Origin of the sequence: Afifella sp. IM 167 (assembly GCF_020144925.1) — a bacterium.
GTDB lineage: Bacteria > Pseudomonadota > Alphaproteobacteria > Rhizobiales > Afifellaceae > Afifella.
On sequence record NZ_NSLC01000005.1, the window covers coordinates 142,391 to 167,607 of the forward strand.

Genomic DNA, 25,217 nt, shown 5'->3' on the forward strand with positions numbered 1-25,217 from the left:
AATGGATTTCAGGGCCCTACGCGCCTTTGTGCGCACCGTGGAGCGGGGATCGATGACCGGCGCTGCCCGGGACCTTGCCATCTCGCAGCCGGCGGTGACCAAGCATCTGCGCAACCTGGAGCACGCCCTCAACGCGCGGCTGCTGGAGCGCACCTCGCGCGCGATCCGCCCGACGGCCTCAGGCCTCAGGCTCTACGAGGCCAGCCGCGGCGCCTTTGCCGCGCTCGAGGCGGCGATGGAGGACGTGAAGAGCGATACGGGGCGCATCGAGGGGGCCTTGCGCATCTTCGCCCCCTCCTGCATCGGCAGTCAGAATCTCTGCCCGATCCTGATGTCGTTCCAGGAGGAGCATCCCGGCGTCGCCGTCGATCTGATCCTCGATGAGCGCCAGGTCGATCTCGTCTACGAGAATTTCGATCTGGCTCTCTGCTACGGCAGGCCTGCGAGCCAGGACACCATCGCCCGCCGGGTCGGCTCGATCTCCCGAATTCTCGTGGCCGCCCCCCACTACCTGGAACGGTGCGGGCCGATCGAGACGCTGGAGGAATTGTCCGAGCGCGAGCTTGTCACGACGCTCGCCGTCCTGTCGCAGCAGCACAGTCTCGCCCTTCTGCGCGGCAGCGAAGCGGTGGATCTGCCGGTGCGCTCGTGCCTGCGCACGAACAACGCGCAGGTGGTCCGCGCCAGTCTTCTCGCTGGACGCGCGCCGGGGCCGGTTCAGACGATCCTCGTACGGGACGATCTGGAGGCGGGCCGCCTCCTGCGCATCTTGCCGGACTACGTGGTGAGGCCGACCGAGCTGTTTCTGACCTACCCGTCCTCGCGTTTCATGCGTCCCCTGGTTCGGGCGGTGATCGACTATCTCGTTCCTCGGCTGCTTGCCACCGAAGGCATCGATTGAAGCCTCCAGCTATCTAGCCGTCTTATCTCATCCCACCCTCCGCGCCGGAACAGACTCGTGCCGCATCGTCTTTCTCGTGAAATGCACGGGAGAAAGGCATGAACGAGTTGAGTAACGCCGCGCGCCCGCCGCAGGAGCAGGCACACCAGCCGGGCTCCGAGCGCGACATGCAGCCGATGCCGGACTACACCCCGCGTTATCCGGGTTCCGGCCGCCTCAAGGACAAGGTCGCCCTCATCACCGGCGGCGACAGCGGCATCGGCCGCGCCACCGCGATCCTTTTCGCGCGGGAGGGCGCGAAGCTTGCGATTCTATACCGTGACGAGGACTGGGACGCCCGGCGCACGCTGGAGCTCGTCGAGGCCGAAGGCGGCGAGGCGATCCTCATCCGCGGCGATATCGGCGACAAGAGCTTCTGCGAGGAGGCGGTCGCGAGGACCGTCGAGCGCTTCGGCCAGCTCAACGTCCTCGTCAACGACGCCGGCGAGCAGCACATGGCCGAAGAGCTGACCGAGATCTCCGAAGACCAGCTGACGCGCACCTTCCGCACCAACATCTTCGGCATGTTCTTCGTCACCCAGGCGGCCCTGCCGCACCTCGCGCGGGGCGACGCCATCGTCAACCTCACCTCTATCACCGCCTATCGCGGCCAGCCGGTGCTGATGGATTATGCCTCCACCAAGGGCGCCATCCTCGCCTTCACGCGCTCGCTCTCGAAAAACCTTGCCGAAAAGGGCATCCGGGTGAACGGCGTGGCGCCGGGCCCGATCTGGACGCCGCTGATCCCGGCGAGCTTTCCGGCGGAGAAGGTCGCCGATTTCGGCGAGAACCAGCCGATGGGCCGTGTCGGCCAGCCGAACGAGGTGGCGCCGGCGATCCTTTTCCTCGCCTGTGAAGATGCCTCCTACATGACCGGCCAGGTGCTGCATCCCAATGGCGGCGATATCGTCGGCGGTTGAGTCGGTTTCCTGCGCTGGCCAAACGCGCCCGTAGCGCACAAACAAAAGGGCCCTGCCGCATGCCGGCAGGGCCCTTTCTCTATACGGCTATGTGATCATTCCTCACGTCGCGACGGCGCCGAGTCCGAACAGCATCAGCACCAGGAAGATCGCCGCGATGACGAGGAAGAGGAAGAAGAGGAAACGCGCGATCGTCGCGGAAGCGCCGGCGATGCCGGTGAAGCCGAGCGCGCCGGCAATCACGGCGACGATGGCGAAGATGATGGCCCATTTCAGCATGACAAGAATATCCCCGCAGAAACTTGGAAAGGGTGCGTCTGGGCGACTTGCGCCGCTCTCGCCATAAACCCGCGGCGTATCGGCCGGGTTCCACGTCCCGTCCGGCGATGCGTCGGCGCTTCCTTTGCCGGCTGCGCTTTCAGGCGCGGCGCGAACCGGAGCCATTTCACCCCGCGCGGCGTTTGCCCGGGAACAGAACAAAGATCACGGAACGATGCTGCGCACCTTCTTCGCCTTCCTTCTCTTGCCCCTCGCCCTTTCGCTTCCGGCACCGGCCGACGCCGTTCCGCTGGGCAAGGATCTGGTCAATTCCGCCCGCTTTGACGATGGGAGGGAATTTGCGACCGGAGAGCGCGATCCGCTGGTCGTCAAGCTGCAGGTGCTGCTCGACCGCTACGCCATCTCGCCGGGTGTCATCGACGGCTATTGGGGCGAGAACGTCCAGAAGGCCATCCAGAACTACCAGCTTTCCAGGGGCGAGCTGCCGACCGGCCATCTGACGCCGGCGCTCTGGGCCGAGATCTCCCCGCAGGACACGACCCCCGTCCTCATCGACTATGCCATCACCCCCGAGGATCTGGCCGGGCCTTTCGTGGCTTCCATTCCGACGGATTATCGCGAGAAGGCGCAGATGCAGCGCCTCGCCTATACCAGCCCGCAGGAAATGCTCGCCGAGCGCTTCCACATGGATATCGACTTCCTGCGCGAACTGAATGCCGGGGCGAACTTCGCCGCGCCCGGAACCGTCATCACCGTCGCCGATCCGGGTCCCGACGCGACGGGCGAGGTAACGCGCATCGAGGCCGACAAGGGCCTCGCCTCGCTGCGGGCCTACGGCCCCGCTGGCCGGCTCCTCGCCGTCTATCCCGCGACCATCGGCAGCGAGGGCACCCCCTCGCCGAGCGGCTCGGTGGAAGTCGTCGCGGTGGCGACGGACCCGACCTACACCTACCGGCCCGACGTCAATTTCCAGCAGGGCGACAACACCGAGGTCCTCACCATCCCTGCGGGTCCGAACGGGCCTGTCGGCTCCACCTGGATCGACCTCTCCAAGCCGACCTACGGCATCCACGGCACGCCGGAGCCGGCCAAGATCGACAAGGTCTTCTCCCATGGCTGTGTGCGGCTCACCAACTGGGACGCGGCCGAACTCGCGGGCATGGTGAAGAACGGCACGGTGGTGAAGTTCATTGACTAGCCGCCTCGGCGCGGCCCTCTTCGGCGCGGCGCTCTTCCTTTCCTTCTCCGCCGGCGCTGCCGAACTGCCGCATCCCCGGCCCGTTCCCCAGGGCCCGGAGACCGGATCGCAGGCCGGATCGGAGACCGGCGCACAGCCCTCGCCCGCGCCCCGCCCCGAGGAAGGCGGAATCCCCAAGCTACCGGCCCCCCGGCCGCTGTCGGAAAAAGCCCCGGACGGCGAGGCGGCCGAACCTGCCGGCGAGCCGGCGCCGGACGAGCCGCTCCGCCCGAGCCTTGACGCCGAAGAGGAAGCCGGGACGGCCGCGCCGGAGAATGCGCCGCTTGAGCGTGCGCCGGCGGAGGATACCGACGAAGGGGTGCCGTCCCTGCCGGAGCCGAAAGACGAGGCGGCGCGCGAAGAGGCCGCCGAGGCCGCCCGTCTTGCCGCCGAGAAGAAGGCCGAAGAGACCGCCCGCAAGGTTAAGGAGACCGCCGCCGCCTTCCGCCAGTGCAGCGCCAGCCTGCGGGCGCTCGGCGCGAAATTCTCCGAGCAAAAGCCGATCGACGAGGAAGGCGGCTGTTTCGTGCCGCATCCCCTCTCGGTCGAAAGGCTGCTGCCGGAAATTGCGATCAGCCCGGCCGCGACGCTCAACTGCGCCACGAGCCTGGCGCTGGCGCGCTGGCTGAAGGAGGTGGTGGAGCCCGCCGCCGCGGAGCTTCTGGATGGCGCGCGCCCGCGCGGCCTCTCCCATGCTTCCGCCTATGTGTGCCGCCACCGCTACGGCAATCCGGACCGCAAGATCTCCGAGCACGCCTTCGCCAATGCCGTCGATTTGTCCGCGATCACCTTCGAGGATCGCGAGCCGGTGCCCATGAAGCTGCGTGAGCCGCCAAAGGCGGAGGAGGAAACGGAAGAGGCGGAACAAGCCCCCGGCGAGGAAGAGCCAGCGGCCGAGGAAGAGGAAGCCGGCAAGGCCGCGAAGGCCGGCGAGGGTGGGGCCAAGGATGCGGGCGAGAGCGCGAAAGCGGCGTCAGACAAACCCGAAGAGGCTTCCGGCGGCGACGCGCCGGCGGAAGCGGCCCCGTCCAAGGCGGAGCGTGAGGCGCTCTTCCAGAAACGCATCCGCGAGGGCGCCTGCCGCTATTTCACCACCGTGCTCGGCCCCGGCACCAATGCCGCCCATGCCACGCACTTCCATTTCGATCTGGCTCAGCGCCGCAACGGCTATCGCATCTGCCAGTAGCCGGCAGCTTAGCCTCGCCTGCTACTGAACCGCGAGCGCCGGCACGGAGAGGAAGAGGATGCGCTTCTGTTCCAGCCGTGCCCGTCTCAGGCTTTCCAGCACGAAGCCGGTGGCAAGCAGGAAGGCGGCGAGCAGGAAGGTGCCTACGGCGATCACGGTTGCCGAGGCGCCGGCCGCCGAGCCGGCGAGCGCGGCGAGGATCAGGGGCAGGGCGATGACCAGGCCGAGGATGCCGAAGGCGGCGGCCAGCGTTCCGAAGAGGGCGAGCGGGCGCGCCTCCAGCATGATGCGCAGCAGCGTCGCCATCTCGCCGCCGAAGCGGCCGGCGGAGCGTTCGGCGGTTTGCCGCGGCGCCTCCCTGCCGCCGTCGAGCGACAGGCTGGCGACCGGGATGCCGAGCTCGCTCGCATGCAGCGTCAGCGCCGTCTCCGGCGAAAGGCTCGGCGCGACCGGCGGAAAGCTCTTCACCAGCCGCCGCGTCAGCGCCCGGTAGGGCGAGGCGCGTTCGGCGAAGGGATCGGAAAAGCCGGCGCCGAAGAGCCGGCGATAGGCCTCGCCGAAGCCGCCGCCGCTCCAGGAGCTGCCTTCGATCTTCGCGCCGCCGAGGCGGGCGGATGTGCCGATGACCATGTCGAGACGTTCCGTCAGGAGCGCGTTGACCAGCGAGGAGGCGTCGGCCGGCTCGCAGGCGCCGTCGCCCGAGGCCATCAGGTAGATGTCGGCGTCGATGTCGGCGAACATGCGCCAGAGCGCGGTGCCCTTGCCGGGAACCGCCCCGCGCAGCACCTTGGCGCCGGCCTTGGCGGCGATACGCGCCGTGTCGTCCGTGGAGGCTTCGTCGAACACGTAAACCCGCGCTTCGGGCAGGTTTTCGCGGAAGCCGCGCACCACGCCGTCGATGGTGGGTGCATCGTTGCGGCAGGGCAGGAGGACGGCGATACGCAGTCCCTCGCTGGCGGAAAGATGGCTCATGATTCCCCCGAAGCCTCGCAGATATTCCCTGTTTTCCTAGCTTCCGCCGGTTAACGCCCGGTTAGGATTCTCCCCTCGCATGCCTCGGCAAGCCTCTTCTTCGAAGCGGCGGCCGGGCGTGATAATGTGGGGCATGCGAAGATTCGCCATTGCGCTCGGCCTTGCCGCCGCGCTCCTCACGCCGGGGGGCGCCGATGCGGAGGTTGCCGCCAAGCAGCTCTTCGGAGCCAGGTCGCTTCCTTCCGCCCAGCAGCCGGCCTCGGTCGGCTTTTATTCCAAGGGCTGCCTCGCCGGGGGCGAGGCGATGCCCGTCGACGGGCCGCACTGGCAGGCGATGCGCCTGTCGCGCAACCGCAACTGGGGCCATCCGCGGCTCGTCGCCTTCCTCAGATGGCTCGCCGACGAGGCGGCCGCGCGGGACGGCTGGCCGGGTCTCCTCCTCGGCGACATGTCCCAGCCGCGCGGCGGGCCGATGCTGACCGGGCATGCCTCGCATCAGGTCGGGCTCGACGCCGATATCTGGCTGACGCCGATGCCGAACCGGCGCCTGTCCGCGGCCGAGCGCGAGAACATCTCCGCGACCCCGGTCGTGGAGCCCGGTCCGCACACGGTCCATGAGGATGTCTGGACGCCGGCGCATGGGCGCCTCATCCGCCGCGCCGCCTCCAATCCGCAGGTGCAGCGGATCTTCGTCGCGCCCGGCATCAAGAAGAAGCTCTGCGAGACGGCGACGGGCGACCGCTCCTGGCTCGCCAAGGTGCGCCCCTATTGGGGCCACAACTATCACATGCATGTGCGGCTCTACTGCCCGCAGGGCTCGCCCGGCTGCAAGCCGCAGCGCGGCACCGGCTCCGACGACGGCTGCGGCGCCCCGCTCGCCTGGTGGTACTCCAAGGAGCCCTACGCGCCGGCAAAGCCGTCAAAGCCCGCACCGAAGAAGCGTGAAATCACCCTGGCGAGCCTCCCGGCCGCCTGCCGCAACGTGCTGGCCGCGGGCGACAGGCCGGGCGCGCAGACGGCGCTTGCCGCCTTTTCCGGCGAGGTGCCGCCCGCCGTTGCCGCCAAGGCGCGCGCCATGCGTCCGGGCCCGGCCGCCCTCGTCGGCCTGCCCTATATGCCGCGTCCCCGGCCGGCTTTTCCCTAGGCCGGTTGTGCGCCCCGCCGGGGAGGCGGGCAAGGAAAAAGCGGCCGCGCTGGGCTGCGCGGCCGCTTCGTGTGGTCGTAGAGGCGCTTTAGAAGCGGTAGGTCACGCCGGCGCCGATGAGCCAGGGGTTCATCTCGGCCTTGCCCTTGACGGCCGTGCCGTTCGCCAGGCGGCCGTTCCAGTCCGGCTCCAGGAAGATCTTCTTGACGTCGAGGTTGAGGCCCCAATGCTCGTTGAGCATGTAGTCGGCGCCCGCCTGCAGCGCGAGGCCGAAGGTGTTCTCGATCTCGAAGGCCGACAGGCTCTTGGCCTCGGTGCCGTAGAAGATCGTGTAGTTCACGCCGGCGCCGACATAGGGCTGGAAGGCGCCGAAATTGGTGAAGTGATACTGCAGCGTCAGCGTCGGCGGCAGGATCCAGCTGTTGCCGACCTCGCCGAGGGCCGCAATCGAGCCCTCGCCGTCGACGCTCGCATACGTCGTTCCCAGGATCAGCTCCACCGCGATGTTCGGGGTGAAGTAGTAGGAAATGTCGAGTTCCGGCGTGACGGAGTTCGAATAGGACAGGTCGGAGCCGGCAACGCCGCTGACCGAGCCGCCGTCCTCGGGAAACACGCCGAGGGCGCGCAGGCGAACCTGCCACGGGCTCCAGGGCTCGAAGGAGGCGACGGGATCGGCGGGAGGGGCGGGCAGGTCGGCGGCAAAGGCAGGCGCTGCAAGACAGATCAGGGTCGCGGCGACGAGCGCCGGCCCTGTTTTTTGTGCATGGTTCATTTCGTCCTCGCAACAGGGTACCTGCCGAGGACTAGGAGCCCGCCTGCTCCCTTCTCTTGATCTGGATCAAATCAAAACTGTTGTATGCAATGGCATTTTATGCGTTGCCATTTTGTCACACAATATGCGCTGGCCGGCGCGGGTTCAGGCCGTCTCCGGTACGGCCGGGCAGGAAAGGCCGGTGCCGCCGAGGCCGCAATAGCCGCCCGGGTTCTTCGCCAGATACTGCTGGTGGTAGTCCTCGGCGAAATAGAATTCCGGCGCTTCCACGATCTCCGTCGTGATCGGTGAAAAGCCCTTGGCCTTCAGCACGTCGCCATAGGCTTTCCTGGCGGCTTCGGCCTGGTGTTTCTGCTCCGCGTCGAAGACGTAGATGCCGGAGCGGTACTGCGTGCCGACATCGTTGCCCTGGCGCATGCCCTGGGTCGGGTCGTGCGCCTCGAAGAAGCGGGCGACGAGCTCGCCGTAGCTGACCACCTTCGGATCGTAGACGACGAGCACCACCTCGTTGTGGCCGGTGCGCCCGGAGCAGACCTCCTGATAGGTCGGGTTGGGCGTCAGCCCGCCCGCATAGCCGACGGCGGTCACCCAGACGCCGTCCGTCTGCCAGAAGACGCGCTCCGCGCCCCAGAAGCAGCCGAGGCCGAAGACAGCCGTCTTCATTCCCTCCGGATAGGGGCCCTTCAGGGGGTTCTTGTTGACGAAATGGGTCTCGGCCGTCTGCAGCGGCTCCGCGCGGCCCGCCAGCGCCTCCTCGGCGCCCGGCATGGCGGTCTTTCTCATCAGGCGTTCAAGGCCGAACATGGTGGGGACTCCCTTATCTCCTGTCCCCCATATGGTGCGTTCGCCGTGAAGCTAAAGGTCGCGCTCATGGGCGAACTGGAAGCGCCGCCTTGGCCGGCCCAGCCAGAAGAGCAGTCCGGCGAGCACGAGCAGGATGGCGAAGGTCGGCGCCGAGAGCAGGAAGCGCGCAAGGTCGCCCCAGGCCCAGGCCGAGGGGCTGTCGGCGATGGCCTGTCGCACGCTCTCAAGGCTCGCCGCCGCCCAGTCCGCCCAGGTCTCGGCAAGCGGCGTGAAGACGAGGCGCGATTCGGCGATCGACTTGGTGCCGTCGATGACGACCATGACGAGCCCGGCCGCGGTCAGCCAGACGGCGAGGAAGCGAAGGATGAAGCGGATCATGCCCTGTCTTGAAGCTGATGAGGCCTTTCGCTCCTTGGTAAGGCCTCGGCGGGCGACAGGCAATCGCAAGGCGTGAGGCCGCCCGGAAGGCATCGGCGATTGCCGCACTTGCTCTCCGGCGGTTCGACCGATAAAACGCGGCCCGCTGGAGGGGTGGCCGAGTGGTCGAAGGCGCACGCCTGGAAAGTGTGTAGGCGGGAAACCGTCTCGAGGGTTCGAATCCCTCTCCCTCCGCCAGCCGCTCCCGATTGCCCGCCATGGTTCGCCGTGACCGCCGGTTTGGCGCAGAAAACGACGCGGCCGCAAAGAGTGTGGAGCGGCGACGCGCTCCAGTTTGAACGCGTGCCGCCCTCGCCTTTGACGGATATCCCGCCTGCGCGGGATATCCGTGCGATGCGATCGCCGATCAGATTGTCTGCCCGCCTGAGACCTCGATGCGCTGCGCGGTGACCCAGCGGTTTCCCTCGTCCAGAAGGCTGGCGATCATCAGGCCGACATCATCAGGAAGACCCACGCGGCCGAGAGCGGTCATCTGCGCGAACTGCGCATTCACATCTGCGTTGTCGCGGACCAGTCCGCCGCCGAAGTCGGTCTCGATCGCTCCCGGCGCAACGGTGTTGACCGTGATGCCACGCGCGCCGAACTCGCGAGCCATGTAGACCGTCAGCATCTCGACCGCCGCCTTTGCAGCAGAATAGGCCGCAAACCCCGGATAGGAGACGCGCGTAAGCCCGGACGAGATGTTCACGATACGGCCGCCATCGGCCAGGAGGGGAAGCAGCGCCTGCACGAGGAAGAACACCCCTTTCACATGCACATCGAAAAGACCGTCGAACTGCGCCTCGGAGGTCTCGGCGATCATGGCGAATTCGCCATGGCCCGCATTGTTGACCAGATGGTCGAAGCTGTCGCGGTCCCAGGTGTCCTTCAGCGCTGCTTTGAGGGTTTCTGCGAAAGCCGGGAAGCTTGCCGCTTGCGCGAGGTCGAGCTGGAGCGCGACGGCCTTGCGTCCGAGAGCGCGGATCTCGGCGACGACCTTTTCCGCCTGCTCCTCGTTGCCGCGGTAGGCGACGATGACATCCTCGCCACGCCGGGCGATGGACAATGCGGTATTGCGGCCGAGACCACGGTTGGCGCCGGTCACAAGTGAGAGTTTGGTCATGCGGAACCCTTTCCGTTTTGGGATGAGCATCCGATAGGACCAGACCGCATCCGGCAGTTGCCCATTCCTCGCCGTTATTTGCCTATTCCTATGGGAGGGTTCTTCGAGGCGGGCATTTCGGCTATCTGCGACGCTTATTCTTTGCCGGAAACCACTTGATGCTCGCAGCGCTCCTCACGCTTTGCCGCCGTTACGCCGACATTCACGCTGACCGGAGCGGGGCGGCAATCACGCCTGTGCCCGGCCTGACGATCGTCCGCGCCCTTCATGCCGGAGAGCTTCAGGTCGCGGTCAACAAGCCCCTGATCGCCATGTTGCTGCAGGGGCGCAAGCGGGTCTCCTCCGGGGCAGAGAGTCATGAATACGGGGCGGGCGAGGCACTGGTCATCTCCGCCGACGCACCGACCGTGAGCCAGATTACGGAGGCGAGCCGCGCAGTCCCCTATTATGCGCTGGTGCTGGAACTCGACCCGGCCATCCTTCGCGATTCCATGGCCGGCATATCCCCTAGAAGGACGCAGGCGCATCCGGTCCGCATCGAGCCGCTGGATGAGAATGTCGCCGATGCCGCCCTTCGCCTCGTCCGGCTGCTCGACCGGCCCGAAGCGCTGACAGCCCTCGGCAACGGGTTGTTGCGCGAATTGCATTACTGGCTGCTGACTGGCAGCCATGGCGACGCCATCCGCCGCATCGGTGCCGTGGACAGCCACGCCGAACGGATCGGCCGTGCCGTGGCGGTTCTGCGGCGGGATTACGCGCGCACGATTCGCGTCGAGCAGCTGGCGGCAGTCGCGGGCATGAGCGAGCCGGCGTTTCACCAGCATTTCCGGCAGGTGACCACCCTGTCACCCCTCCAATTCCAGAAGCAATTGCGCCTCATCGAGGCGCGCAGGATGATGCTGGCAGAGGGTTCAAGAATAGCGCAGGCGGCGCACGCGGTCGGATATCAAAGCATTTCACACTTCACGCGGGAGTATGGCCGGTTCTTTGGCGCGCCTCCCCGGCGGGACATCCAGCAGGCAAGGGAACCGGCGTGACCGGCGCGCCCGGAAAATCGAAGCTTTCCACCCACATATATGCGGGGCGTCAATTTTGGAGGGGGTATCGCGCAGCCGTGGTTCTCCGTTTCTTCGGCTCCGGCCCGCCAGCCGCTCTTGCGCACCCGGAAATGCCGAAAATCAGGTATTTGCAGGCGAGGCACCAGCGCTCGCTGCCCCAGCGAATGGTGCGGGGCCCGCAGAAGCCACTGGCGCCTCAAGGCCATCACCCGATACGCGGCATCCGCGTCGCGACCAGCGGGCTTGCGCTCGGTCCAAAAGGGTGGATTTCATCCAGTATACGGATCGGAGGACCGGCATATGATCGACTGGACGACCCTCATCACCTATATCGCGATCGTTCTCGGCTTCGTTTTCATTCCGGGTCCCGCCACTCTCCTGACCGTCGCGCGGGCGACGAGCTCGGGGACGAAGGTCGGCATCGCAACGGGCGCGGGGGTCGCGGCGGGCGACGTGATCCACACCTTCATGGCGATCATAGGCATCTCCGCCATCATCGCTGCCTCGGCCGCCCTGTTCACGATCGTCAAGTATCTCGGAGCGGCCTATCTGGTCTTTCTTGGCCTGCAGGCGATCCTGGCAAAGACGCCTTCGGACCCGACCGCCGCCCGCGCCCTGCCGATCACGGCGCAAAGAGCCTTTCGTCAGGCGATCCTGACCGAAGTGCTGAATCCCAAGACGGCGCTCTTCTTCCTCGCCTTTCTGCCGCAGTTCGTCCGCCCCGAAAACGGCGCGGTCGCCCTGCAACTGGCGGTTCTGGGTACCGTCTTTGTCCTGCTCGGACTGCTGAGCTGCGTCGTCTTTGCCGTCACGTCCGGCGGCCTGGGCAGGTTTCTTCGCCGCCATCCGACCGTGCTGAGATGGCAGGGCAAGATCGTCGGCAGCATCTATTGCGCCCTGGGGGTTCGGCTGGCTCTCCAGGAACGATAGGAACCGCTGCAAGAGCCGTAGCGAGGCAATCTTGGGCTCAGCCTGTCGCGCGATATCGGCCTGATCGCCGGCGCATCCTTCATGGGCGCGGTCTTCGGCTTCGGCGTCGGCACGGAGGATTTCGCCCATTCCACCCCCGCCGGGATCGCGGCCGGCATGCGGCCGACCTTCATCTGGCCGGCGGCCTGACGATCGCCGCCATCGCCGTTGCGCGCGGCCCTCGTGCTGCCGCCGAAAGCCGGCTGTAGATAGCCTCTCGTCGGAGCGGTGCGGCGCGGCCCGTTCGCGCCGCCCTCAGCGAAAATCCGTCGGCGTCAGCACGTAGAGGTTCTTCCGGCCGTGCGAATAGGCCCGCCGGGCGGCGGATTGCACCGTGTCCCGCACGGCGTCGAAGGCGGCGAGATGGTCGGCCTCGGAGCGCTCCTCGCGCCCCGCCTCCTGCGACAAGGCGTCGACGTCGAGCAGAAACGGTATCTCGAAGATGCCGTCGTAGCCGACGAAGCGGATCTGACGCCGGTGCTCGTCGTAGCTTCTGCTGGCATTGGCGAAGGTCAATGGCATGCTCGGTTTCTCCTGGCCAAGAGCGCTCGCGGCCGGCCCGTCCTCGCTGGCGCTCTGCGCTAGACTGGGCCTGAGGCCCAAAAAAGGAAGGCGGCTGAGGGTTATTCGGAGAATTTCCCGGCCTGCGTCGTGGTATTATGTGGCTCTTTTCACGAAGAAAGCTTCCTTTTCGCCCAAAAAATATTTTTGGCACTTCTGGCGTTTGAGTGCCAGAAGCCACATATGAGTGGTAAGTCCGGCATCCGCGCCGGCTGAAGAAAGAATTTCCTGATGAAATTCCGGCCCTTTTACGGGCGCGCCCGCTTCGGCGCGTCGAAGGCGGTGCGTGCCGTTCGCCTGGCCGGGGTTCCCGACACGTTTGACGGCCGAAGCGCAGGCATTCCGAAGGCAACCGGCTTCTCCGGCGCGCCGGGCGAACGCGGCGCTTGAGACGGCTGCCTCGCCCGGCCGGACGGCCGATGCCTCTTTTCGATATCCTGCACAGAACTGGACGACATCATGTCTGCTAAAGAGATCAAATTCTCCACCGATGCGCGCGATCGCATGCTGCGTGGCGTCGAAATCCTCAACAACGCCGTCAAGGTGACGCTGGGCCCGAAGGGGCGCAACGTGATCCTCGACAGATCCTATGGCGCGCCGCGCATCACCAAGGACGGCGTCAGCGTCGCCAAGGAAATCGAGCTGGAGGACAAGTTCGAGAACATGGGCGCCCAGCTCCTGCGCGAGGTGGCGTCCAAGACCAACGACCTTGCGGGCGATGGCACGACGACCGCCACCGTGCTCGCCGCCTCCATCCTGCGCGAGGGCGTCAAGCTCGTCGCCGCCGGCATGAATCCGATGGATCTCAAGCGCGGCATCGACATGGCGGTCGCCGCCGTCGTCAAGGATATCGAGGGCCGCGCCACGAAGGTCGGCTCCTCGCAGGAAATCGCCCAGGTCGCGACGATCGCCTCCAATGGCGATGCCGCGGTCGGCGAGATGATTTCGCGGGCCATGGACAAGGTCGGCAAGGAAGGCGTCATCACGGTCGAGGAATCCAACACCGCCGAGACCGAGCTCGACGTGGTGGAGGGCATGCAGTTCGACCGCGGCTATCTCTCGGCCTATTTCGTCACCAACGCCGAGAAGATGCGCGTCGAGCTCGAGGAGCCCTACATCCTCCTCCACGAGAAGAAGCTCGGAAACCTGCAGGCGATCCTGCCGCTGCTGGAAGCCGTGGTGCAGAGCGGCAAGCCGCTCCTGATCATCGCGGAGGACGTGGAGGGCGAGACGCTCGCCACCCTCGTCGTCAACAAGCTGCGCGGCGGCCTCAAGGTGGCGGCCGTCAAGGCGCCGGGCTTCGGCGATCGCCGCAGGGCGATGCTGGAGGATATCGCGACCCTCACCGGCGGCGAGATGGTTTCCGACGATCTCGGCATCAAGCTGGAGAACGTCACGATCGAGATGCTGGGCCGCGCCAGGCGGGTGGTGATCGAAAAGGACGTGACGACGATTATCGACGGCGCCGGCGACAAGACGGCGATCGAGGCGCGTGTGCGGCAGATCAAGGCGCAGGTCGAGGAGACCACCTCGGACTATGATCGCGAGAAGCTGCAGGAGCGCCTCGCCAAGCTTTCCGGCGGCGTGGCGGTCATCCGCGTCGGCGGCACGACCGAGACGGAAGTGAAGGAGAAGAAGGACCGCATCGACGATGCGCTCAACGCCACGCGCGCCGCGGTCGAGGAAGGCATCGTCCCCGGCGGCGGTGTCGCCCTCTTGCGCGCCAAGACGGCTCTTTCTTCCATGAAAGGCGCGAACGCCGACGTGACGGCCGGCATCTCGATCGTCATGCGGGCGCTCGAGGCGCCGATCCGCCAGATCGTCGCCAATTCGGGCGTGGACGGCTCCGTCATCGTCGGCAGGCTGGTCTCCGGCGAGGACATGCGGCAGGGCTTCGACGCCCAGAACGAACGCTATGTCGACATGATCGAGGCGGGCATCGTCGATCCGGCCAAGGTCGTGCGCACCGCCTTGCAGGATGCGGGCTCGGTCGCCGCGCTGCTGATCACAGCCGAAGCCATGATCGTCGGCATTCCAGGCGGGGACTCCCCGGCGATGGGCGGCGGCGGCATGGGTGGCATGGGCGGAATGGGCTTCTAAGGGCGCCATCTCTATGTCAGGGGCCGGCCCGCAATGGGCCGGCCAATGGCAATCTGACACGCGCGCCGGGTTCTTTAGTGGCAAGGCCGGCGCTGCTCGACGAAATATTCTCGCGCCGATAAAAAACGTGAAGAAATGCGCCGGCTGCCGCGGCCTGGTTAATCAAATAATGAATTTGAATTGATTTTACGTCGTATTGTAATTATTGGATATTCGGTGAGTGGGGGGCGAAATATATTAATCGAAGGAATTATTTGATGCTGAAATTGATGGCGACCGCCGCAGCGGCCGCAATGCTCAGCCTTCCCGCGCTCGCCGGGACGAGCGATGTCGGCGATGCCGCCCTTGCGGCGCATGCGACATCGGTCGACGATTCGGGCACCCCGTTTTCAGAGGTGCACAGATACCTCACCGCCATTGGCTATCGCGACGTGAAAATGGTGAATGGCAGCCGCTCGCGGCTCTCCGCATTCGACCCTCAGGGCAGCCGCATCATCATCACGATGGACCGCAAGACCGACCTCGTCGATCGCTACGAATACGACCACCCGATGGACAGGTAGGCAGACCCCCGTACCGCACCGCACCGCGCCGCGCCTGCGCAGAGGCGCGTGCCCCCCAGGCGCGGGCAACAGGTGCGGGCGAAGGGCGGCGTATAGCTGCCGATGTCCGCAAGGGTCCCCCCAGGCGGCCCCCCCCCGCGCGGAGCTCCTGCCGCTTTCGGCGGCGCCGCCTCCACGCCCATTCCCTGACGACAGAACTCTTCCGACGCACTGGCGCGGATCGCGCCGCGGCCGCCCGGTCGCGAAATCCCGACGGCTGGAACTTTAGAACCTGGCACTTCTCGGCCCGGCGCCTCGGCGCCCGGTATTCATATGCCGGGTGCTAGGTGACGGAACGGGAGGCGCTCTTCTTCCCGCCCGATGCCTTGCCCCGCTCGTAAAGGTCGAGGATGGCCGTGCGATCGAAGCGCTCGTCCCCCACTTCCAGGACGGAGCCGGCGAGCAGCACCGGGGACAGGTCCTCGATCGCGAACCGCAGTGCCTCTGCGGCCGTGGCGAAGCGACGATAGGTCATCGGCCCCCGCCGGCCTCCCTTCGATTGCGCGAAGAACATTTCGGCCGGCGATCCGTAATCGAACGCCTCATGGGTCTCGGCGACCCCGTCTTGCGGGGTGCCGGTCATGCCTTCTTCCCGCGATGCGCGCCCAGCGTCGCCGTCTGCAGCATCTGCGCGTCGCGCAGATATTTCGGCCCGTCCTTCTTTTTCTGCTTGGTCTCGTCCTTCGACTTGACCGGTTCCTTGGTGCTGCGTTTCTGGCCCTTTGCCATGGTCTTGTCTCTCCTTGCCTGGCGCCGCCGCGGCGCCCGCTGTCAGGGTGGGGGATCGTGCCTAAAGGCTCGTTCGCGGCGCGCCGCTTCCTTCCGCGGCAATCTCGGTTCGGGTCTTCACCCGCGGGTCGGTGCCGGGCGGATCTGAAGGTCCGGCGAAAGACAGGCTGGGGGATGTCGCCCCAGCGGAGGTATCCTACGCCCTCCCGACGCTTTAAATAAGGCGGCGCGCTCCTTGGCGCGGCGCTTCATGGGCGAGGCAGAAGGAAAGCGTCTTGATCTACGATTTCGTCATTGTCGGCGCCGGCATCGTCGGCCTGTCGACCGCCTGGCAGCTCAAGCAGGCGCTGCCGGAAGCGAGCATCCTTCTCGTCGACAAGGAAGAGCGCCCGGCCATGCACCAGACGGGCCACAATTCCGGCGTCGTCCATGCCGGCGTCTACTATCAGCCCGGCAGCGCCAAGGCCCGCTTCTGCAAGGAGGGCGCCGAGGCCGTGGACTGGTTCTGCCGGCGCGAGAAGCTTCCTTTCGATCGCTGCGGCAAGCTCCTCGTCGCCACCAACGCGGAGGAGGATCGCCGCATCGAGGCGCTGGTGGAGCGCTGCGCGGCGAACGGCATCGAGTACCGCTTGATCGGCCACGGCGAGCTCGCCGAGCTTGAGCCGAATATCCGCAGCACGCGCGCCATCCTCGTTCCCGCCACCGCCATCACCGACTATCCGGCGATCTGCCGCCGCCTTCTGGAGCTTTTCTTGGAAGATGGCGGCGAGGTCCGCTTCTCCCTGGAGGCCGAGAGCCTTTCGGAGGAAGCGGGCAATGCCGTCCTGAGGTACAGGGGAGGGCGCATCGCCGCCCGCTCCGCCATTGCCTGCGCCGGCCTGCAGGCCGACCGGCTCGCCCGTTCCGGCGGGCGGCGGCCCGGCTTTGCCATCGTGCCCTTCCGCGGCGAATACTACCGCCTGCCGCCGGCGAAGAACGACATCGTCCGCCATCTCATTTATCCGATCCCCGACCCGTCGCTGCCCTTCCTCGGCGTGCACCTGACGCGCATGATCGACGGAAGCGTCACGGTCGGGCCGAATGCGGTTCTGGGCCTGGCGCGCGAGGGCTATGCCAAGGCCGCTGTCTCGCCGGCCGATATCGCCGAGATGGTCGCCTCTCCCGGCTTCTGGAAGATGGCGCTCGGCAACTGGCGCGCGGGCGCCTCGGAACTCTACAACTCGCTCAACCGGCGCGGCTATCTGGAGCTCTGCCGCAAATACTGCCCGAGCCTGCAGCTCTCGGATCTGCGGCCCTATCCGGCCGGCATCCGCGCCCAGGCCGTCTCGCCGGCGGGCGAGCTACATCACGATTTCCTCATCGAGGAGACGCCCCGGACCCTGCATGTGTGCAACGCGCCCTCTCCGGCGGCGACCTCCTCCATGCCCATCGGCCGCCACATCGTCGAGCTGGTGATGAAGAAGGCGGCCGGGCTTGGCATTGCCGGCGCGGCGGAGCGTCAGCTGGCGCCGCCGCCCTGGAAGGCCTGAACCGCCGCTACCGGCCTCATCCCTGTCTCGCAGGCTCCGGCTTTTTGCCCGCATCGAGCAGAGCCGAGGTGTCGAGGCGGAAGCGCAGGCTCTCCCCGGGCGCGATCGCAGCGCTGCCGGGCGCATAGGCGACGAGGTTGGCGCCCTTTGGATCGGCGAGCGACAGGCGTTGCCGCGTTCCCTCAAAGACGCTTTCCCGCACGGTGAAGGCGAGCGGCCCGTTCTCGTCCGGGCTCAGCGCCTCCGGCCGGAAGGCGATCTGCCCCGCGCCATTTATCGAAGCCGGCACCGGTACGTCCCCGGCGGGAGAGTGGAAGACCCCCTCCGTCACCGTCCCGCAGAGCTCGTTCACGATGCCGAAGAAATGCGCCACATAGGGGCTCGCCGGGCGGAAATAGACCTCCCTCGGCGTGCCGGCCTGCGCGATCGCGCCCTTCTGCATGACGACGATACGGTCGCCGAGCGCCAGCGCTTCCGCCTGGTCGTGGGTGACGTAGACGGCGGTCGCGCCCTGCGCCCGGATCATCGCGGCGATCTCCGCCCGCAGACCCTCGCGCAGACCGGCATCGAGCGCCGTCAACGGCTCGTCGAGGAGGATGATGGAAGGGCGCGGGGCGAGGGCGCGCGCCAGCGCCACGCGCTGGCGCTGGCCGCCGGAAAGCTGGTCGACGCGTCTGCCGGCGAGTTCCGTCAGCTGTGCCGTCGCCAGCATTTCCTGGACGCGCGCGGCCCTTTCCGGGCGCCGCCAGCGCTGCACCCGCAGCCCGTAGCCGATATTGCCGGCCACGCTCATATGCGGAAAGAGCGCATAGGACTGGAAGACGATGCCGACGCCCCGCTGCTCGATCGGCGCCGCCGTCACGTCCTTTCCGTTGAAGAGGACGCGCCCGCCCTCGTCGGGCCGGTCGAGGCCGGAAAGGAGGCGCAGCAGCGTGGTCTTGCCGCAGCCGGAAGGGCCGAGAATGACGACGACCTCGCCGGGGTCCACCGTGAGGTCGGTGGCGGCCAGCGCCTTCGTGCCGTCGCCATAGGTCTTGGCGCAGCCGATCAGCCGGATCTCTGCTCCGCTCACGCGTTTTTCCTCAGCCGCGGGCGCAACAGCTCGGCCATTGCCATGACGGCGGAGGCGAGCGCGATGAGGACGAGCGACATGACGGCCGCGGCCGGCAGGTCGGAGCCGGTGTCGGAGATCTTGGAATAAAGCACCATGGGAAGGATCGCGATTTGCGTGCCGGAAAGGGCGAGGGCCGTGCCGTAGGCGCCGAGCGCCACCGCGGCGCAGAGCGCGAAGGCGACGAGGCAGGCCGGCATCAGCTGCGGCAGGGCGATGTCGGCGAAGGCCCTGAGCGGCGAGGCGCCGAGCGCCCGCGCCGCGGCCAGCTGCTCGCGCTCGAAATTGACCACCACCGGCAGGATGACGAGGACGGCGCGCGGGATGAGATAGTAGCAATAGGCGATGGCGAGCCCCGCCGGCGTGTAGATGAGCCCGCCGACGAAGGCGGGGTCCGCGCCGATCTCCGCCAGGAGCATCGTCACGAAGCCCGCCCGTCCGAAGACGAGGATGAAGCCGTAGGCGACGACGAGGCCGGAGAAGGAGAGCGGCACGGCGATGATGGTCAGAAGCGTCGCGCGCCGCGCCGGCGAAAGACGCGCCAGATGCAGGCTGACGCCGAGCCCGATCACCGTCGAGACGGCCGGCGCGAGCGTGCCGAGGATGGCGCTGCCCCTGACGCCGCGCCAGAACACCGGATCGGAAAAGACGCGCGAAAAGGCGCCGCCGCCGTCGGCGAGCGCCTCCTTGACGATGCCGGCGAGCGGCCAGGCGAGGAAGATCAGAAGAAAGGCGCCGGCGGGAGCCGCCAGCGCCAGTCTTTTGGGTCGGCCGTCCGTCATGAAGCGGGCGCGCCTTTGATGGTTCTCACTGGCCGAGCACCGCCTGTGCCCAGGCCTGGTCGATCTCGGCCTTGTGCGCCTTGGCCTTGGCGACGTCGAGCGGCTGAAGCTGCGGGGCGGCCGGCATCGCCTCGGCGACCTCGGCGGGAAGCGCCACGCCCGGCACGGAAGGCCGCACATAGCCGTCGGCGAAGCGCGCCTGGCCTTCCTCGGTCATGATGAAGTTGAGCCACAGCTTGCCGGCGTTCGGATGCGGCGCGTCCTTGACGAGGCTGATCGCATAGGGCGCGGCGGCGGAGGCTTCTTCCGGAATGACCACCTCGACGGCGTCGCCCATCCCGTCCTTGTACTTCGCCTTCAGCCCGTCGTTCTCGTAGCCGATATAGATCGGGATCTCGCCCTTCACGAACTGCGCATAGGGCGTCGTGCCGACGGTCCGCATCACCGTGCCGGCATCGTGCAGGCGCTTCAGATAGTCGATGCCCGGCATCACGTCGTCCATGGAGCCGCCATTGGCGAGCGCGGCCGCGAAGACCAGCACCTGGCCCTGGCCGGTGGAGCGCGGATCGAGATAGACGACCGTGTTCTTGTATTTCGGGTCCATCAGGTCCTGCCAGCTATGCGGCACGTCCTCCACGAGGTTCTTGTTGACCAGGAAGGCGATGTTGAGCGTGTGGATGGTGAACCACTTGCCTTCCGGGTTCTTGAAGGGCTCCGGCAGCTTGTCGAAATTCACCGGCTCGAAGCCGGCGACCACGTCCTTTTCGGCCGCGTCGAGGGCCGAACCGGCGAAATAGTAGGCCGTGTCCGCCTGCGGGCGGTTCTGCGCCTTTTCCAGCGCCACCACCGTCGCGGCCGAGCCGAGGTCGTTGTAGACGATCTCTACCCCCGGATAGCGCTCCTTGAAGGCCTTGAACTGGGCCGCCCAGTTCGCCCAGGTCGGGCCGGTATCGAAGGAGACGATGAGGCCCTCCTCCTGCGCTTTTTCGTAAAGGGCCTGTTCGCCCTCGTAGAGCTCGGGGCCGTCGAAGGCCTCGGCGGCGGAGGCGAAAGCCAGCACCGCCGCGGCAGCCAGCAGCAATTTCTTCATCAGCTTCTCTCCTTCATGGTGGCGGAGGACAGCACGGCAGACGCCGTCCCGGTAAAGAGCGAAAGGACGAGCAGGATCACCGTCGCCGCGCAGGCAAAGCCCGTGGCGCCGTAGAAGGCCTGCAGGAGAACGATCGGATAGGTGCGGTCGAGGAAGCCGGCGATCAGGTTGGAGAGCTGGAACTCGCCGATGGAGATCGCCGAGACGGTGACGAGGCCGGTCAGGAGGCTCGTCGCCGAGACCGGCACGACGATGTCGAGGAGGCGCCGCCAGAAGCCGGCGCCGAGCGAGGCGGCCGCCGCTTCCATTTCGCTGAGCCGCAGCGCCGCCATGTCGCTCATCAAAGTGGCGACGAGATAGGGCAGGGTGAGCAGCGTGTGGCCCGCCACGAGCAGCCAGGGCGAGCCGAGCCAGGGCGTCGCGGCGGTCGAGAAGGCGATGATGAAGCCGAAGCCGAGCGTGATCTCGGGCGCGGCGACCGGCACCAGCATGGCAAAACGCACCAGCCGCGAAAAGGCGCCCCCCGTCGCGCTGACCGCCGCATAGGCGAGCGGCAGGCCGAGGAGCGTGCCGGCGAGGCAGGTGCCGCCGGTGACCTTCAGGCTGGTGAAGAAGGCCCGGGTAAAGCTCGGATCCTCGATCACCTGCCGGTACCATTCGCCCGTCAGGCCGGAGGGAAACAGCGTGTTCGTCCAGCTTTCACCCAGCGAGCCGACGAACAGCAGGACGATCGGCAGAGCCAGATAGGTCAGGTAGGCCCACGTCACGGCCGCCACTCGTTTCCCCCTTCACGCGCTTTTTGAGATGCCCCGATGGTCGACAACTTCCATAGAAGCGCGCTTTGTAAGTTTTATGACGCTCCTTTCCGGGCGGAGCAAGACCCGATCTCAGCTTGCCTGCGGCAGGGCGAGCACGTGGCGCGCCAGCCGCTCCAGAACCTCCGGAAGGGAGGCGCAGCGGATCGCGCCCTTCACCTCGGGCGCTCCCTCCATGGCCAGCACCAGCCGGTCCCAGTGCAGGCCGTAGGCGATTTCCGACAGCGTGCCGTAGCCGCCGCCCACGGCGACGAGCGCCGTGCAGGCGCGGGCGAGCACGGCGTTGCGCGCCGTGCCGATCCCGGTCGCCAGCGGGATGGCGACATAGGGGTTGGCGCTTTCCCATTCCTCGTCCGGCAAAAGCCCGATCGGCAGGCCGCCGGCCTCCAGGTTGCCGCGGCAGGCGGCTTCCATGACGCCGCCCCTGCCGCCGCAGGCCATCTGCACGCCGAGCTCGCCGAGGGCGCGGCCGAGCGCCTGCGCGACCTCCGCCTGCCGGCCTTCCGGCTCGCGCGGCCCGATGACGCCGACCGGAATGCGCCGCACCCTCGGCCCGTGCATGACGGCCGTGGCCGCCTCGATGAGGCTCGCGGGGGCCGCGTCGCCGGGCGCGCGACCTGCCACCCAGCGCCGCTCCCAGGCATCGAAAAGGCTGTCGCCCCGCCATAGCGTGCCGTCGCTGGCGAGCGTGAGGTCTGGCATGAAGATCGGCTCCCGTGATATGTCTGGAGGTGATGATCGAAAACTTACACGATCCGAATGTGCCGGGCGAGCGCCGCGAGCTCATTCTGACGGCGCTTCGCCAGGACGGCTTCGTCACCATCGACGTGCTCTCGCAGCGCTTCGGCTGCTCGGCGCAGACCGTCCGGCGCGATCTGATCGCCATGGAAGCGGCGGGTCTTCTGAAGCGTTTTCACGGCGGTGCCAGCCCGGCCGAGGCGGCGGCCCGGCCCTCCTATCGCGACAAGCGCGAGCGCCACACCGCCGCCAAGCAGGAGATCGCGGCGGCCGCCGTGGCGCTGGTGGCGAGCGGCGAGAGCTTCTTTCTCGATGTCGGCACCACCATCGAGGCCCTTGCCCAGGCGCTGCGGGCCGCCTTCGATGCGGGCGGCCTCAGCGAAGGGCGCGCCGTCTGCGCCGGCCTCAACGCCGCCTCCATCCTTGCCGGGGCGCGCGGCCTTGCCGTCGAGATCCTGCCGGGCGAGGTGCGCACGCCGGATGGGGCGATCACCGGGGCCTCCGCCGCCCTCGCCCTTTCGGGGCTCCGTCTCGATCATGCCTTTCTCGGCGCCTCCGCCGTCGACGAGGAGGGGGCGCCATGGGATTTCGATCCGGCCAAGATCGCCGTCAAGCAGGCGGCCATCGAGGCGGCGCGCGATGCCTGGGTCCTCGCCGATACCAGCAAGTTCTCCCGTTCGGCCCCGCGCCGGCTCTGCCGGGTGCGGGCGCTGCGCGGCATCGTCCTCGAAGCCGGCCCGCCCGCCCGGGCCGCCGCCGCGCTGGAGGCGGCGGGCTGCGCGCTCGTTCTGCCCGTGAAGGATAGGCAAGCCGGCCGGCTCAGCGCCTGAGCCGCGCGGCCCGCCTGAGCTGCGCTCTCTGCCCGGCGCTATCTGGCCCCCCTATCTGGCCCCCTATCTGGAAAGCAACCTGCCGAGCGCCCAGCCGAGCGCCCCACCGGCCAGGATCCCGGCGCCGATGCCGATCGCCTCGCTGTGCTCGGCCGCCCAGAGCGCCGGCGCGTTCTGTGTCGCCCGCGCGTCGAAGCGGCCATGCGCGGCATAGCCGCCGGCAACCGGGTCGTAGAGATTGTCCGGCCGCTCTTTCTCCGCTTCGTCGGATTGCTGGCCGCTCCAGGCGGTGCGCGCCAGCAGCCGGTCGAGATAGCCCGGCATGAACTTCTGGCCGATGATCGCCGTGATCGCCGAGCGCGCCACCCAGAGCTCGCGGCGCGGATGCAGCGCCGTATAGTGGATCGCCTCGGCCGCCACTTCCGGCTGGAAGATCGGCCCAAGGGGTTTCGCGCGGTTGGGCAGCTTGTTGCGGGCCCAGTCGAATTGCGGCGTGTTCACCGCCGGCAGGTGCACGGCCGAGATCTTGATGCGCGAGCGCTGGTGGATGAGTTCGGAACGCAGCGAATCGAGAAAGCCGACGATGGCGTGCTTGGCCCCGCAATAGGGCGCCTGCAGCGGGATCGAGCGATAGGCGAGCGCCGAGCCGACGGCGACGATGGTGCCGCGGTCGCGCAGGCGCATGCGCTTCAGCGCCGAAAGCGTGCCGTTGACGCAGCCGAGATAGGTGACTTCCGTGACGCGGCGGAATTCTTCCGCGCTGATATCCTCCACCGGGGCGAGGATGGTCACCATCGCCGAGTTGATCCAGATGTCGATCGACCCGAAGCGACGCTCCACCTCCTCCGCGGCCGCGTCCACCGCTGCGGCGTCGGCGACGTCGATGGCGAAGATCTCCGCCTCGCCGCCGAGCGCGCGCACCTCCTCGGCGGTTTCCTCCAGCCTCTGACGCCCGCGGGCGATGAGGCCGAGCCGCGCGCCCTCGCGTGCGAAGCGCCGCGTCACGGCGCGGCCCACACCGGCCGAGGCACCGGTGATGACAACCGTTCTGCGCATGGTTTTCTGTCCCCTCTGGCGTGTCGGCCGCGGGCCGAAAGCCCGCCCGGCCGCGAAAGGTTCGGCGCGGCTCAGGTCGCGAGCAGGTTCGGGAAGAGACCCAGAAGCCCGACGAGGATGAGATAGGCCGCGACGACGTAGTTCAGCACCTGCGGCATGACGAGGATGAGGATGCCGGCGACGAGGGCGATCAGCGGCTGGATGTAGATGATGTCCATGAGGTGCTCCTGTTCTGTGCGCCGTTGCGGCGCCGCCCGCACCGCCTTTGTGGCGGCGGGGCAGACGGGAAACGGTCGCGGCCCTGCCTCGTTGCCGCCGGCGCCGAAATTTTTGCGCATCGCAGCATGCGCTGGTGCGCCCTCCGGGTCCCCGCGCAGGCCTTCCGCGGCCGATCGGCCTCGGTGATCTCGCTGGGGGCCGCCCGGCGCTTGTCGCCTGGAAGAGCCATGTGGAGGAGGCCGCCCAGGTCTTGCGCGGGGGCGCTCCTCCCCCTCTGAGCCGGCAGAACAATCTCCGTGACGGACTCTTGACGCGCGCCCGCCCGCGCGCGTCTCATCGCTTCGATGTCTCGGGAAACCGCCACCCTCTTCGATCGTATCGGCCATCGTCTCGCGCGCCTCCTGGAGCGTGAGACCGGCAGCTACGAAGCCTTCAACACCTTCGAGCCGGAGGTGCTGCGCAAGCTGTTGAAGCCGGGCGACATCGTCCTCGTCGAGGGGAGGGCCTACATCTCGCAGGTCGTGAAGTACCTCACCCAGTCGACCTGGTCGCATTCGGCGCTCTATGTCGGCGACATTCCCAGCGCTCTCACCTCGCAGGGCGAGCCGCACTGCCTGATCGAGGTCGATGCCAGCGAGGGCTGCATCTCCGTGCCGCTGTCGCGCTACGCCACCTACAACGTGCGCATCTGCCGGCCGGTCGGGCTCTCCTCGGCCGACCGCAAGGCCGTGACCGAGTTCATGCTCGGCAAGATCGGCCTGAAATACGACATGAAGAACATCTTCGACCTCTTGCGCTACTTCTTCCCGCTGCCGCTGCCGGCCCGCTGGCGGCGGCGCGCCATTTCCATCGGCTCGGGAGATCCGACGCGCGCCATCTGCTCCTCGCTGATCGCCGAGGCCTATCAGCGCGTGCACTACCCGATCCTGCCCGTCATCCGGCACGACGACAAACGCCGGCCGGGCATCTGGCGCAAGCGCCGGGAGATCTATTTCATCCGCCACCATTCGCTCTTCGCGCCGCGCGACTTCGACCTCTCGCCCTATTTCTCGGTGGTGAAGCCGACGCTGGAGAACGGCTTCAACTACAAGCGCCTCGTCTGGGGCGATGGGGAGCCGCCGGAGGATCGGGAAGCACAACCTGAGAGTAAGACCGAAGAGCCCGCTTAGGCCACGTGCCGGATTGACCGCGGAGCGGGCTCCCGCTCACGCCCAGCCCCCACGCCAATGGCGGC

The 25,217-nt window shown here is 67.5% G+C and carries 28 protein-coding genes, 1 tRNA gene and 2 pseudogenes; 15 read left to right on the forward strand and 16 right to left on the reverse strand.

The annotated features are described in order from the left end of the window. The first annotated feature begins 1 nt into the window (after nt 1). Complete coding sequence (locus CLD20_RS10365; protein WP_224406555.1) at nt 2-901, forward strand: LysR family transcriptional regulator; 900 nt, start codon at nt 2-4, stop codon at nt 899-901. A 98-nt stretch (nt 902-999) separates the two neighbouring features. Then, nucleotides 1,000-1,860 (forward strand): SDR family oxidoreductase, encoded by an 861-nt coding sequence (locus tag CLD20_RS10370; RefSeq protein WP_224406556.1) that lies wholly within the window; start codon nt 1,000-1,002, stop codon nt 1,858-1,860. A 102-nt stretch (nt 1,861-1,962) separates the two neighbouring features. Here CLD20_RS10370 and CLD20_RS10375 read toward each other — a convergent pair whose 3' ends face one another. Further along, complete coding sequence (locus tag CLD20_RS10375; RefSeq protein ID WP_224406557.1) at nt 1,963-2,139, reverse strand: DUF1328 domain-containing protein; 177 nt, start codon at nt 2,137-2,139, stop codon at nt 1,963-1,965. Nucleotides 2,140-2,497: 358 nt separating this feature from the next. On the opposite strand from CLD20_RS10375, the pseudogene CLD20_RS20385 reads away from it, so the two are divergent. The 3 genes and pseudogenes from CLD20_RS20385 to CLD20_RS10385 form a co-directional block, all read left to right on the forward strand. Next, a pseudogene (locus tag CLD20_RS20385) lies at nt 2,498-2,597 on the forward strand (hypothetical protein); the annotation flags it as partial. A 92-nt stretch (nt 2,598-2,689) separates the two neighbouring features. Beyond that, a pseudogene (locus CLD20_RS10380) lies at nt 2,690-3,337 on the forward strand (L,D-transpeptidase); the annotation flags it as partial. After that, entirely contained in the window at nt 3,330-4,562 is a 1,233-nt protein-coding gene (locus tag CLD20_RS10385; RefSeq protein WP_224406559.1) for an extensin family protein, read from the forward strand. The pseudogene CLD20_RS10380 and the gene CLD20_RS10385, both read left to right, overlap by 8 nt. 21 nt (nt 4,563-4,583) lie before the next feature. Here CLD20_RS10385 and CLD20_RS10390 read toward each other — a convergent pair whose 3' ends face one another. Then, nucleotides 4,584-5,534 (reverse strand): glycosyltransferase, encoded by a 951-nt coding sequence (locus tag CLD20_RS10390; protein WP_224406560.1) that lies wholly within the window; start codon nt 5,532-5,534, stop codon nt 4,584-4,586. A 133-nt stretch (nt 5,535-5,667) separates the two neighbouring features. Here CLD20_RS10390 and mepA point away from each other — a divergent pair, with 133 nt between their 5' ends. Next, nucleotides 5,668-6,678 (forward strand): penicillin-insensitive murein endopeptidase, encoded by a 1,011-nt coding sequence (gene mepA, locus CLD20_RS10395; protein ID WP_224406561.1) that lies wholly within the window; start codon nt 5,668-5,670, stop codon nt 6,676-6,678. 88 nt (nt 6,679-6,766) lie between these two features. Here mepA and CLD20_RS10400 read toward each other — a convergent pair whose 3' ends face one another. The 3 genes from CLD20_RS10400 to CLD20_RS10410 all read right to left on the reverse strand — a co-directional run bounded on the left by CLD20_RS10400 (nt 6,767) and on the right by CLD20_RS10410 (nt 8,632). After that, nucleotides 6,767-7,450 (reverse strand): OmpW family protein, encoded by a 684-nt coding sequence (locus CLD20_RS10400; RefSeq protein WP_224406562.1) that lies wholly within the window; start codon nt 7,448-7,450, stop codon nt 6,767-6,769. A gap of 144 nt (nt 7,451-7,594) precedes the next feature. Further along, the gene (gene msrA / locus CLD20_RS10405; protein WP_224406563.1) at nt 7,595-8,254 is read right to left on the reverse strand and encodes a peptide-methionine (S)-S-oxide reductase MsrA; all 660 of its coding nucleotides are present in this window, start codon (nt 8,252-8,254) and stop codon (nt 7,595-7,597) included. Between the two features lie 51 nt (nt 8,255-8,305). Beyond that, on the reverse strand, nt 8,306-8,632 hold the full coding sequence (locus CLD20_RS10410; protein ID WP_224406564.1) for a hypothetical protein: 327 nt from the start codon (nt 8,630-8,632) through the stop codon (nt 8,306-8,308). A gap of 147 nt (nt 8,633-8,779) precedes the next feature. Here CLD20_RS10410 and CLD20_RS10415 point away from each other — a divergent pair. Continuing rightward, a tRNA-Ser gene (locus tag CLD20_RS10415) sits at nt 8,780-8,869 on the forward strand. 169 nt (nt 8,870-9,038) lie between these two features. Here CLD20_RS10415 and CLD20_RS10420 read toward each other — a convergent pair. Beyond that, complete coding sequence (locus CLD20_RS10420; RefSeq protein ID WP_224406802.1) at nt 9,039-9,794, reverse strand: SDR family NAD(P)-dependent oxidoreductase; 756 nt, start codon at nt 9,792-9,794, stop codon at nt 9,039-9,041. A gap of 158 nt (nt 9,795-9,952) precedes the next feature. Here CLD20_RS10420 and CLD20_RS10425 point away from each other — a divergent pair, with 158 nt between their 5' ends. Both CLD20_RS10425 and CLD20_RS10430 read left to right on the forward strand, forming a co-directional pair. Next, complete coding sequence (locus CLD20_RS10425; RefSeq protein WP_224406565.1) at nt 9,953-10,831, forward strand: AraC family transcriptional regulator; 879 nt, start codon at nt 9,953-9,955, stop codon at nt 10,829-10,831. A gap of 321 nt (nt 10,832-11,152) precedes the next feature. Beyond that, a complete protein-coding gene (locus CLD20_RS10430; protein WP_224406566.1) occupies nt 11,153-11,782 on the forward strand; it encodes a LysE family translocator in 630 nt (209 codons plus the stop codon). A 294-nt stretch (nt 11,783-12,076) separates the two neighbouring features. Here the strand turns inward: CLD20_RS10430 and CLD20_RS10435 are convergent, their stop codons facing one another. Beyond that, entirely contained in the window at nt 12,077-12,343 is a 267-nt protein-coding gene (locus CLD20_RS10435) for a DUF1488 domain-containing protein (protein WP_224406567.1), read from the reverse strand. A gap of 270 nt (nt 12,344-12,613) precedes the next feature. Between CLD20_RS10435 and CLD20_RS10440 the strand changes: the two genes are divergently transcribed. From CLD20_RS10440 to CLD20_RS10450, 3 genes are all read left to right on the forward strand, one after another. Continuing rightward, nucleotides 12,614-12,772 carry a hypothetical protein gene (locus CLD20_RS10440; RefSeq protein WP_224406568.1) on the forward strand — a complete coding sequence of 53 codons (159 nt, stop codon included), beginning with the start codon at nt 12,614-12,616 and terminating at the stop codon, nt 12,770-12,772. Between the two features lie 69 nt (nt 12,773-12,841). Beyond that, complete coding sequence (groL, locus tag CLD20_RS10445) at nt 12,842-14,482, forward strand: chaperonin GroEL (RefSeq protein ID WP_224406569.1); 1,641 nt, start codon at nt 12,842-12,844, stop codon at nt 14,480-14,482. Nucleotides 14,483-14,739: 257 nt separating this feature from the next. After that, complete coding sequence (locus CLD20_RS10450; protein ID WP_224406570.1) at nt 14,740-15,045, forward strand: hypothetical protein; 306 nt, start codon at nt 14,740-14,742, stop codon at nt 15,043-15,045. 322 nt (nt 15,046-15,367) lie between these two features. On the opposite strand, the gene CLD20_RS10455 is transcribed toward CLD20_RS10450, so the two are convergent. Together CLD20_RS10455 and CLD20_RS10460 are read right to left on the reverse strand one after the other, a co-directional pair. Beyond that, the gene (locus CLD20_RS10455) at nt 15,368-15,667 is read right to left on the reverse strand and encodes a hypothetical protein (RefSeq protein ID WP_224406571.1); all 300 of its coding nucleotides are present in this window, start codon (nt 15,665-15,667) and stop codon (nt 15,368-15,370) included. Continuing rightward, complete coding sequence (locus tag CLD20_RS10460) at nt 15,664-15,813, reverse strand: hypothetical protein (protein ID WP_224406572.1); 150 nt, start codon at nt 15,811-15,813, stop codon at nt 15,664-15,666. The genes CLD20_RS10455 and CLD20_RS10460 overlap by 4 nt, the downstream gene beginning before the upstream one ends. Nucleotides 15,814-16,091: 278 nt before the next feature. Between CLD20_RS10460 and lhgO the strand changes: the two genes are divergently transcribed. Continuing rightward, nucleotides 16,092-17,342, forward strand: coding sequence for an L-2-hydroxyglutarate oxidase (lhgO, locus tag CLD20_RS10465; RefSeq protein WP_224406803.1), 1,251 nt, complete (start codon nt 16,092-16,094; stop codon nt 17,340-17,342). A 16-nt stretch (nt 17,343-17,358) separates the two neighbouring features. On the opposite strand, the gene CLD20_RS10470 is transcribed toward lhgO, so the two are convergent. The 5 genes from CLD20_RS10470 to CLD20_RS10490 form a co-directional block, all read right to left on the reverse strand. After that, nucleotides 17,359-18,414, reverse strand: coding sequence for an ABC transporter ATP-binding protein (locus tag CLD20_RS10470; RefSeq protein ID WP_224406573.1), 1,056 nt, complete (start codon nt 18,412-18,414; stop codon nt 17,359-17,361). Then, the gene (locus tag CLD20_RS10475) at nt 18,411-19,235 is read right to left on the reverse strand and encodes an ABC transporter permease (RefSeq protein ID WP_224406574.1); all 825 of its coding nucleotides are present in this window, start codon (nt 19,233-19,235) and stop codon (nt 18,411-18,413) included. The genes CLD20_RS10470 and CLD20_RS10475 overlap by 4 nt, the downstream gene beginning before the upstream one ends. 25 nt (nt 19,236-19,260) lie before the next feature. Further along, on the reverse strand, nt 19,261-20,325 hold the full coding sequence (locus CLD20_RS10480; RefSeq protein ID WP_224406575.1) for an extracellular solute-binding protein: 1,065 nt from the start codon (nt 20,323-20,325) through the stop codon (nt 19,261-19,263). After that, entirely contained in the window at nt 20,325-21,101 is a 777-nt protein-coding gene (locus CLD20_RS10485) for an ABC transporter permease subunit (RefSeq protein ID WP_224406576.1), read from the reverse strand. Before CLD20_RS10485 ends, CLD20_RS10480 begins: the two co-directional genes overlap by 1 nt. 111 nt (nt 21,102-21,212) lie before the next feature. Next, a complete protein-coding gene (locus tag CLD20_RS10490) occupies nt 21,213-21,842 on the reverse strand; it encodes a TIGR00725 family protein (RefSeq protein WP_224406577.1) in 630 nt (209 codons plus the stop codon). A gap of 32 nt (nt 21,843-21,874) precedes the next feature. Between CLD20_RS10490 and CLD20_RS10495 the strand changes: the two genes are divergently transcribed. Continuing rightward, complete coding sequence (locus tag CLD20_RS10495; protein ID WP_224406578.1) at nt 21,875-22,708, forward strand: DeoR/GlpR family DNA-binding transcription regulator; 834 nt, start codon at nt 21,875-21,877, stop codon at nt 22,706-22,708. Between the two features lie 63 nt (nt 22,709-22,771). On the opposite strand, the gene CLD20_RS10500 is transcribed toward CLD20_RS10495, so the two are convergent. Then, on the reverse strand, nt 22,772-23,764 hold the full coding sequence (locus tag CLD20_RS10500; protein ID WP_224406579.1) for an SDR family oxidoreductase: 993 nt from the start codon (nt 23,762-23,764) through the stop codon (nt 22,772-22,774). A gap of 71 nt (nt 23,765-23,835) precedes the next feature. Beyond that, nucleotides 23,836-23,982: a DUF3096 domain-containing protein gene (locus tag CLD20_RS10505; RefSeq protein WP_224406580.1), complete on the reverse strand. Its 147-nt coding sequence runs from the start codon at nt 23,980-23,982 to the stop codon at nt 23,836-23,838. Nucleotides 23,983-24,327: 345 nt separating this feature from the next. Here CLD20_RS10505 and CLD20_RS10510 point away from each other — a divergent pair, with 345 nt between their 5' ends. After that, nucleotides 24,328-25,152 (forward strand): YiiX/YebB-like N1pC/P60 family cysteine hydrolase, encoded by an 825-nt coding sequence (locus CLD20_RS10510; RefSeq protein WP_224406581.1) that lies wholly within the window; start codon nt 24,328-24,330, stop codon nt 25,150-25,152. The last annotated feature ends 65 nt before the right edge of the window (nt 25,153-25,217 follow it).

Excerpts from the sequence above, each read along its gene's own strand:
- CLD20_RS10435 (WP_224406567.1), bottom strand. The coding sequence starts at position 12,343 with ATGCCATTGACCTTCGCCAATGCCAGCAGAAGCTACGACGAGCACCGG.
- CLD20_RS10495 (WP_224406578.1), top strand. The coding sequence starts at position 21,875 with ATGATCGAAAACTTACACGATCCGAATGTGCCGGGCGAGCGCCGCGAG.
- groL (WP_224406569.1), top strand. The coding sequence starts at position 12,842 with ATGTCTGCTAAAGAGATCAAATTCTCCACCGATGCGCGCGATCGCATG.
- CLD20_RS10510 (WP_224406581.1), top strand. The coding sequence starts at position 24,328 with ATGTCTCGGGAAACCGCCACCCTCTTCGATCGTATCGGCCATCGTCTC.
- CLD20_RS10455 (WP_224406571.1), bottom strand. The coding sequence starts at position 15,667 with ATGACCGGCACCCCGCAAGACGGGGTCGCCGAGACCCATGAGGCGTTC.
- CLD20_RS10375 (WP_224406557.1), bottom strand. The coding sequence starts at position 2,139 with ATGCTGAAATGGGCCATCATCTTCGCCATCGTCGCCGTGATTGCCGGC.
- CLD20_RS10505 (WP_224406580.1), bottom strand. The coding sequence starts at position 23,982 with ATGGACATCATCTACATCCAGCCGCTGATCGCCCTCGTCGCCGGCATC.
- CLD20_RS10440 (WP_224406568.1), top strand. The coding sequence starts at position 12,614 with ATGAAATTCCGGCCCTTTTACGGGCGCGCCCGCTTCGGCGCGTCGAAG.
- CLD20_RS10450 (WP_224406570.1), top strand. The coding sequence starts at position 14,740 with ATGCTGAAATTGATGGCGACCGCCGCAGCGGCCGCAATGCTCAGCCTT.
- CLD20_RS10410 (WP_224406564.1), bottom strand. The coding sequence starts at position 8,632 with ATGATCCGCTTCATCCTTCGCTTCCTCGCCGTCTGGCTGACCGCGGCC.
- mepA (WP_224406561.1), top strand. The coding sequence starts at position 5,668 with ATGCGAAGATTCGCCATTGCGCTCGGCCTTGCCGCCGCGCTCCTCACG.
- CLD20_RS10365 (WP_224406555.1), top strand. The coding sequence starts at position 2 with ATGGATTTCAGGGCCCTACGCGCCTTTGTGCGCACCGTGGAGCGGGGA.
- CLD20_RS10500 (WP_224406579.1), bottom strand. The coding sequence starts at position 23,764 with ATGCGCAGAACGGTTGTCATCACCGGTGCCTCGGCCGGTGTGGGCCGC.
- CLD20_RS10370 (WP_224406556.1), top strand. The coding sequence starts at position 1,000 with ATGAACGAGTTGAGTAACGCCGCGCGCCCGCCGCAGGAGCAGGCACAC.
- CLD20_RS10475 (WP_224406574.1), bottom strand. The coding sequence starts at position 19,235 with ATGACGGACGGCCGACCCAAAAGACTGGCGCTGGCGGCTCCCGCCGGC.
- CLD20_RS10425 (WP_224406565.1), top strand. The coding sequence starts at position 9,953 with ATGCTCGCAGCGCTCCTCACGCTTTGCCGCCGTTACGCCGACATTCAC.
- CLD20_RS10420 (WP_224406802.1), bottom strand. The coding sequence starts at position 9,794 with ATGACCAAACTCTCACTTGTGACCGGCGCCAACCGTGGTCTCGGCCGC.
- CLD20_RS10490 (WP_224406577.1), bottom strand. The coding sequence starts at position 21,842 with ATGCCAGACCTCACGCTCGCCAGCGACGGCACGCTATGGCGGGGCGAC.
- CLD20_RS10430 (WP_224406566.1), top strand. The coding sequence starts at position 11,153 with ATGATCGACTGGACGACCCTCATCACCTATATCGCGATCGTTCTCGGC.
- CLD20_RS10400 (WP_224406562.1), bottom strand. The coding sequence starts at position 7,450 with ATGAACCATGCACAAAAAACAGGGCCGGCGCTCGTCGCCGCGACCCTG.
- CLD20_RS10480 (WP_224406575.1), bottom strand. The coding sequence starts at position 20,325 with ATGAAGAAATTGCTGCTGGCTGCCGCGGCGGTGCTGGCTTTCGCCTCC.
- msrA (WP_224406563.1), bottom strand. The coding sequence starts at position 8,254 with ATGTTCGGCCTTGAACGCCTGATGAGAAAGACCGCCATGCCGGGCGCC.
- CLD20_RS10460 (WP_224406572.1), bottom strand. The coding sequence starts at position 15,813 with ATGGCAAAGGGCCAGAAACGCAGCACCAAGGAACCGGTCAAGTCGAAG.
- CLD20_RS10390 (WP_224406560.1), bottom strand. The coding sequence starts at position 5,534 with ATGAGCCATCTTTCCGCCAGCGAGGGACTGCGTATCGCCGTCCTCCTG.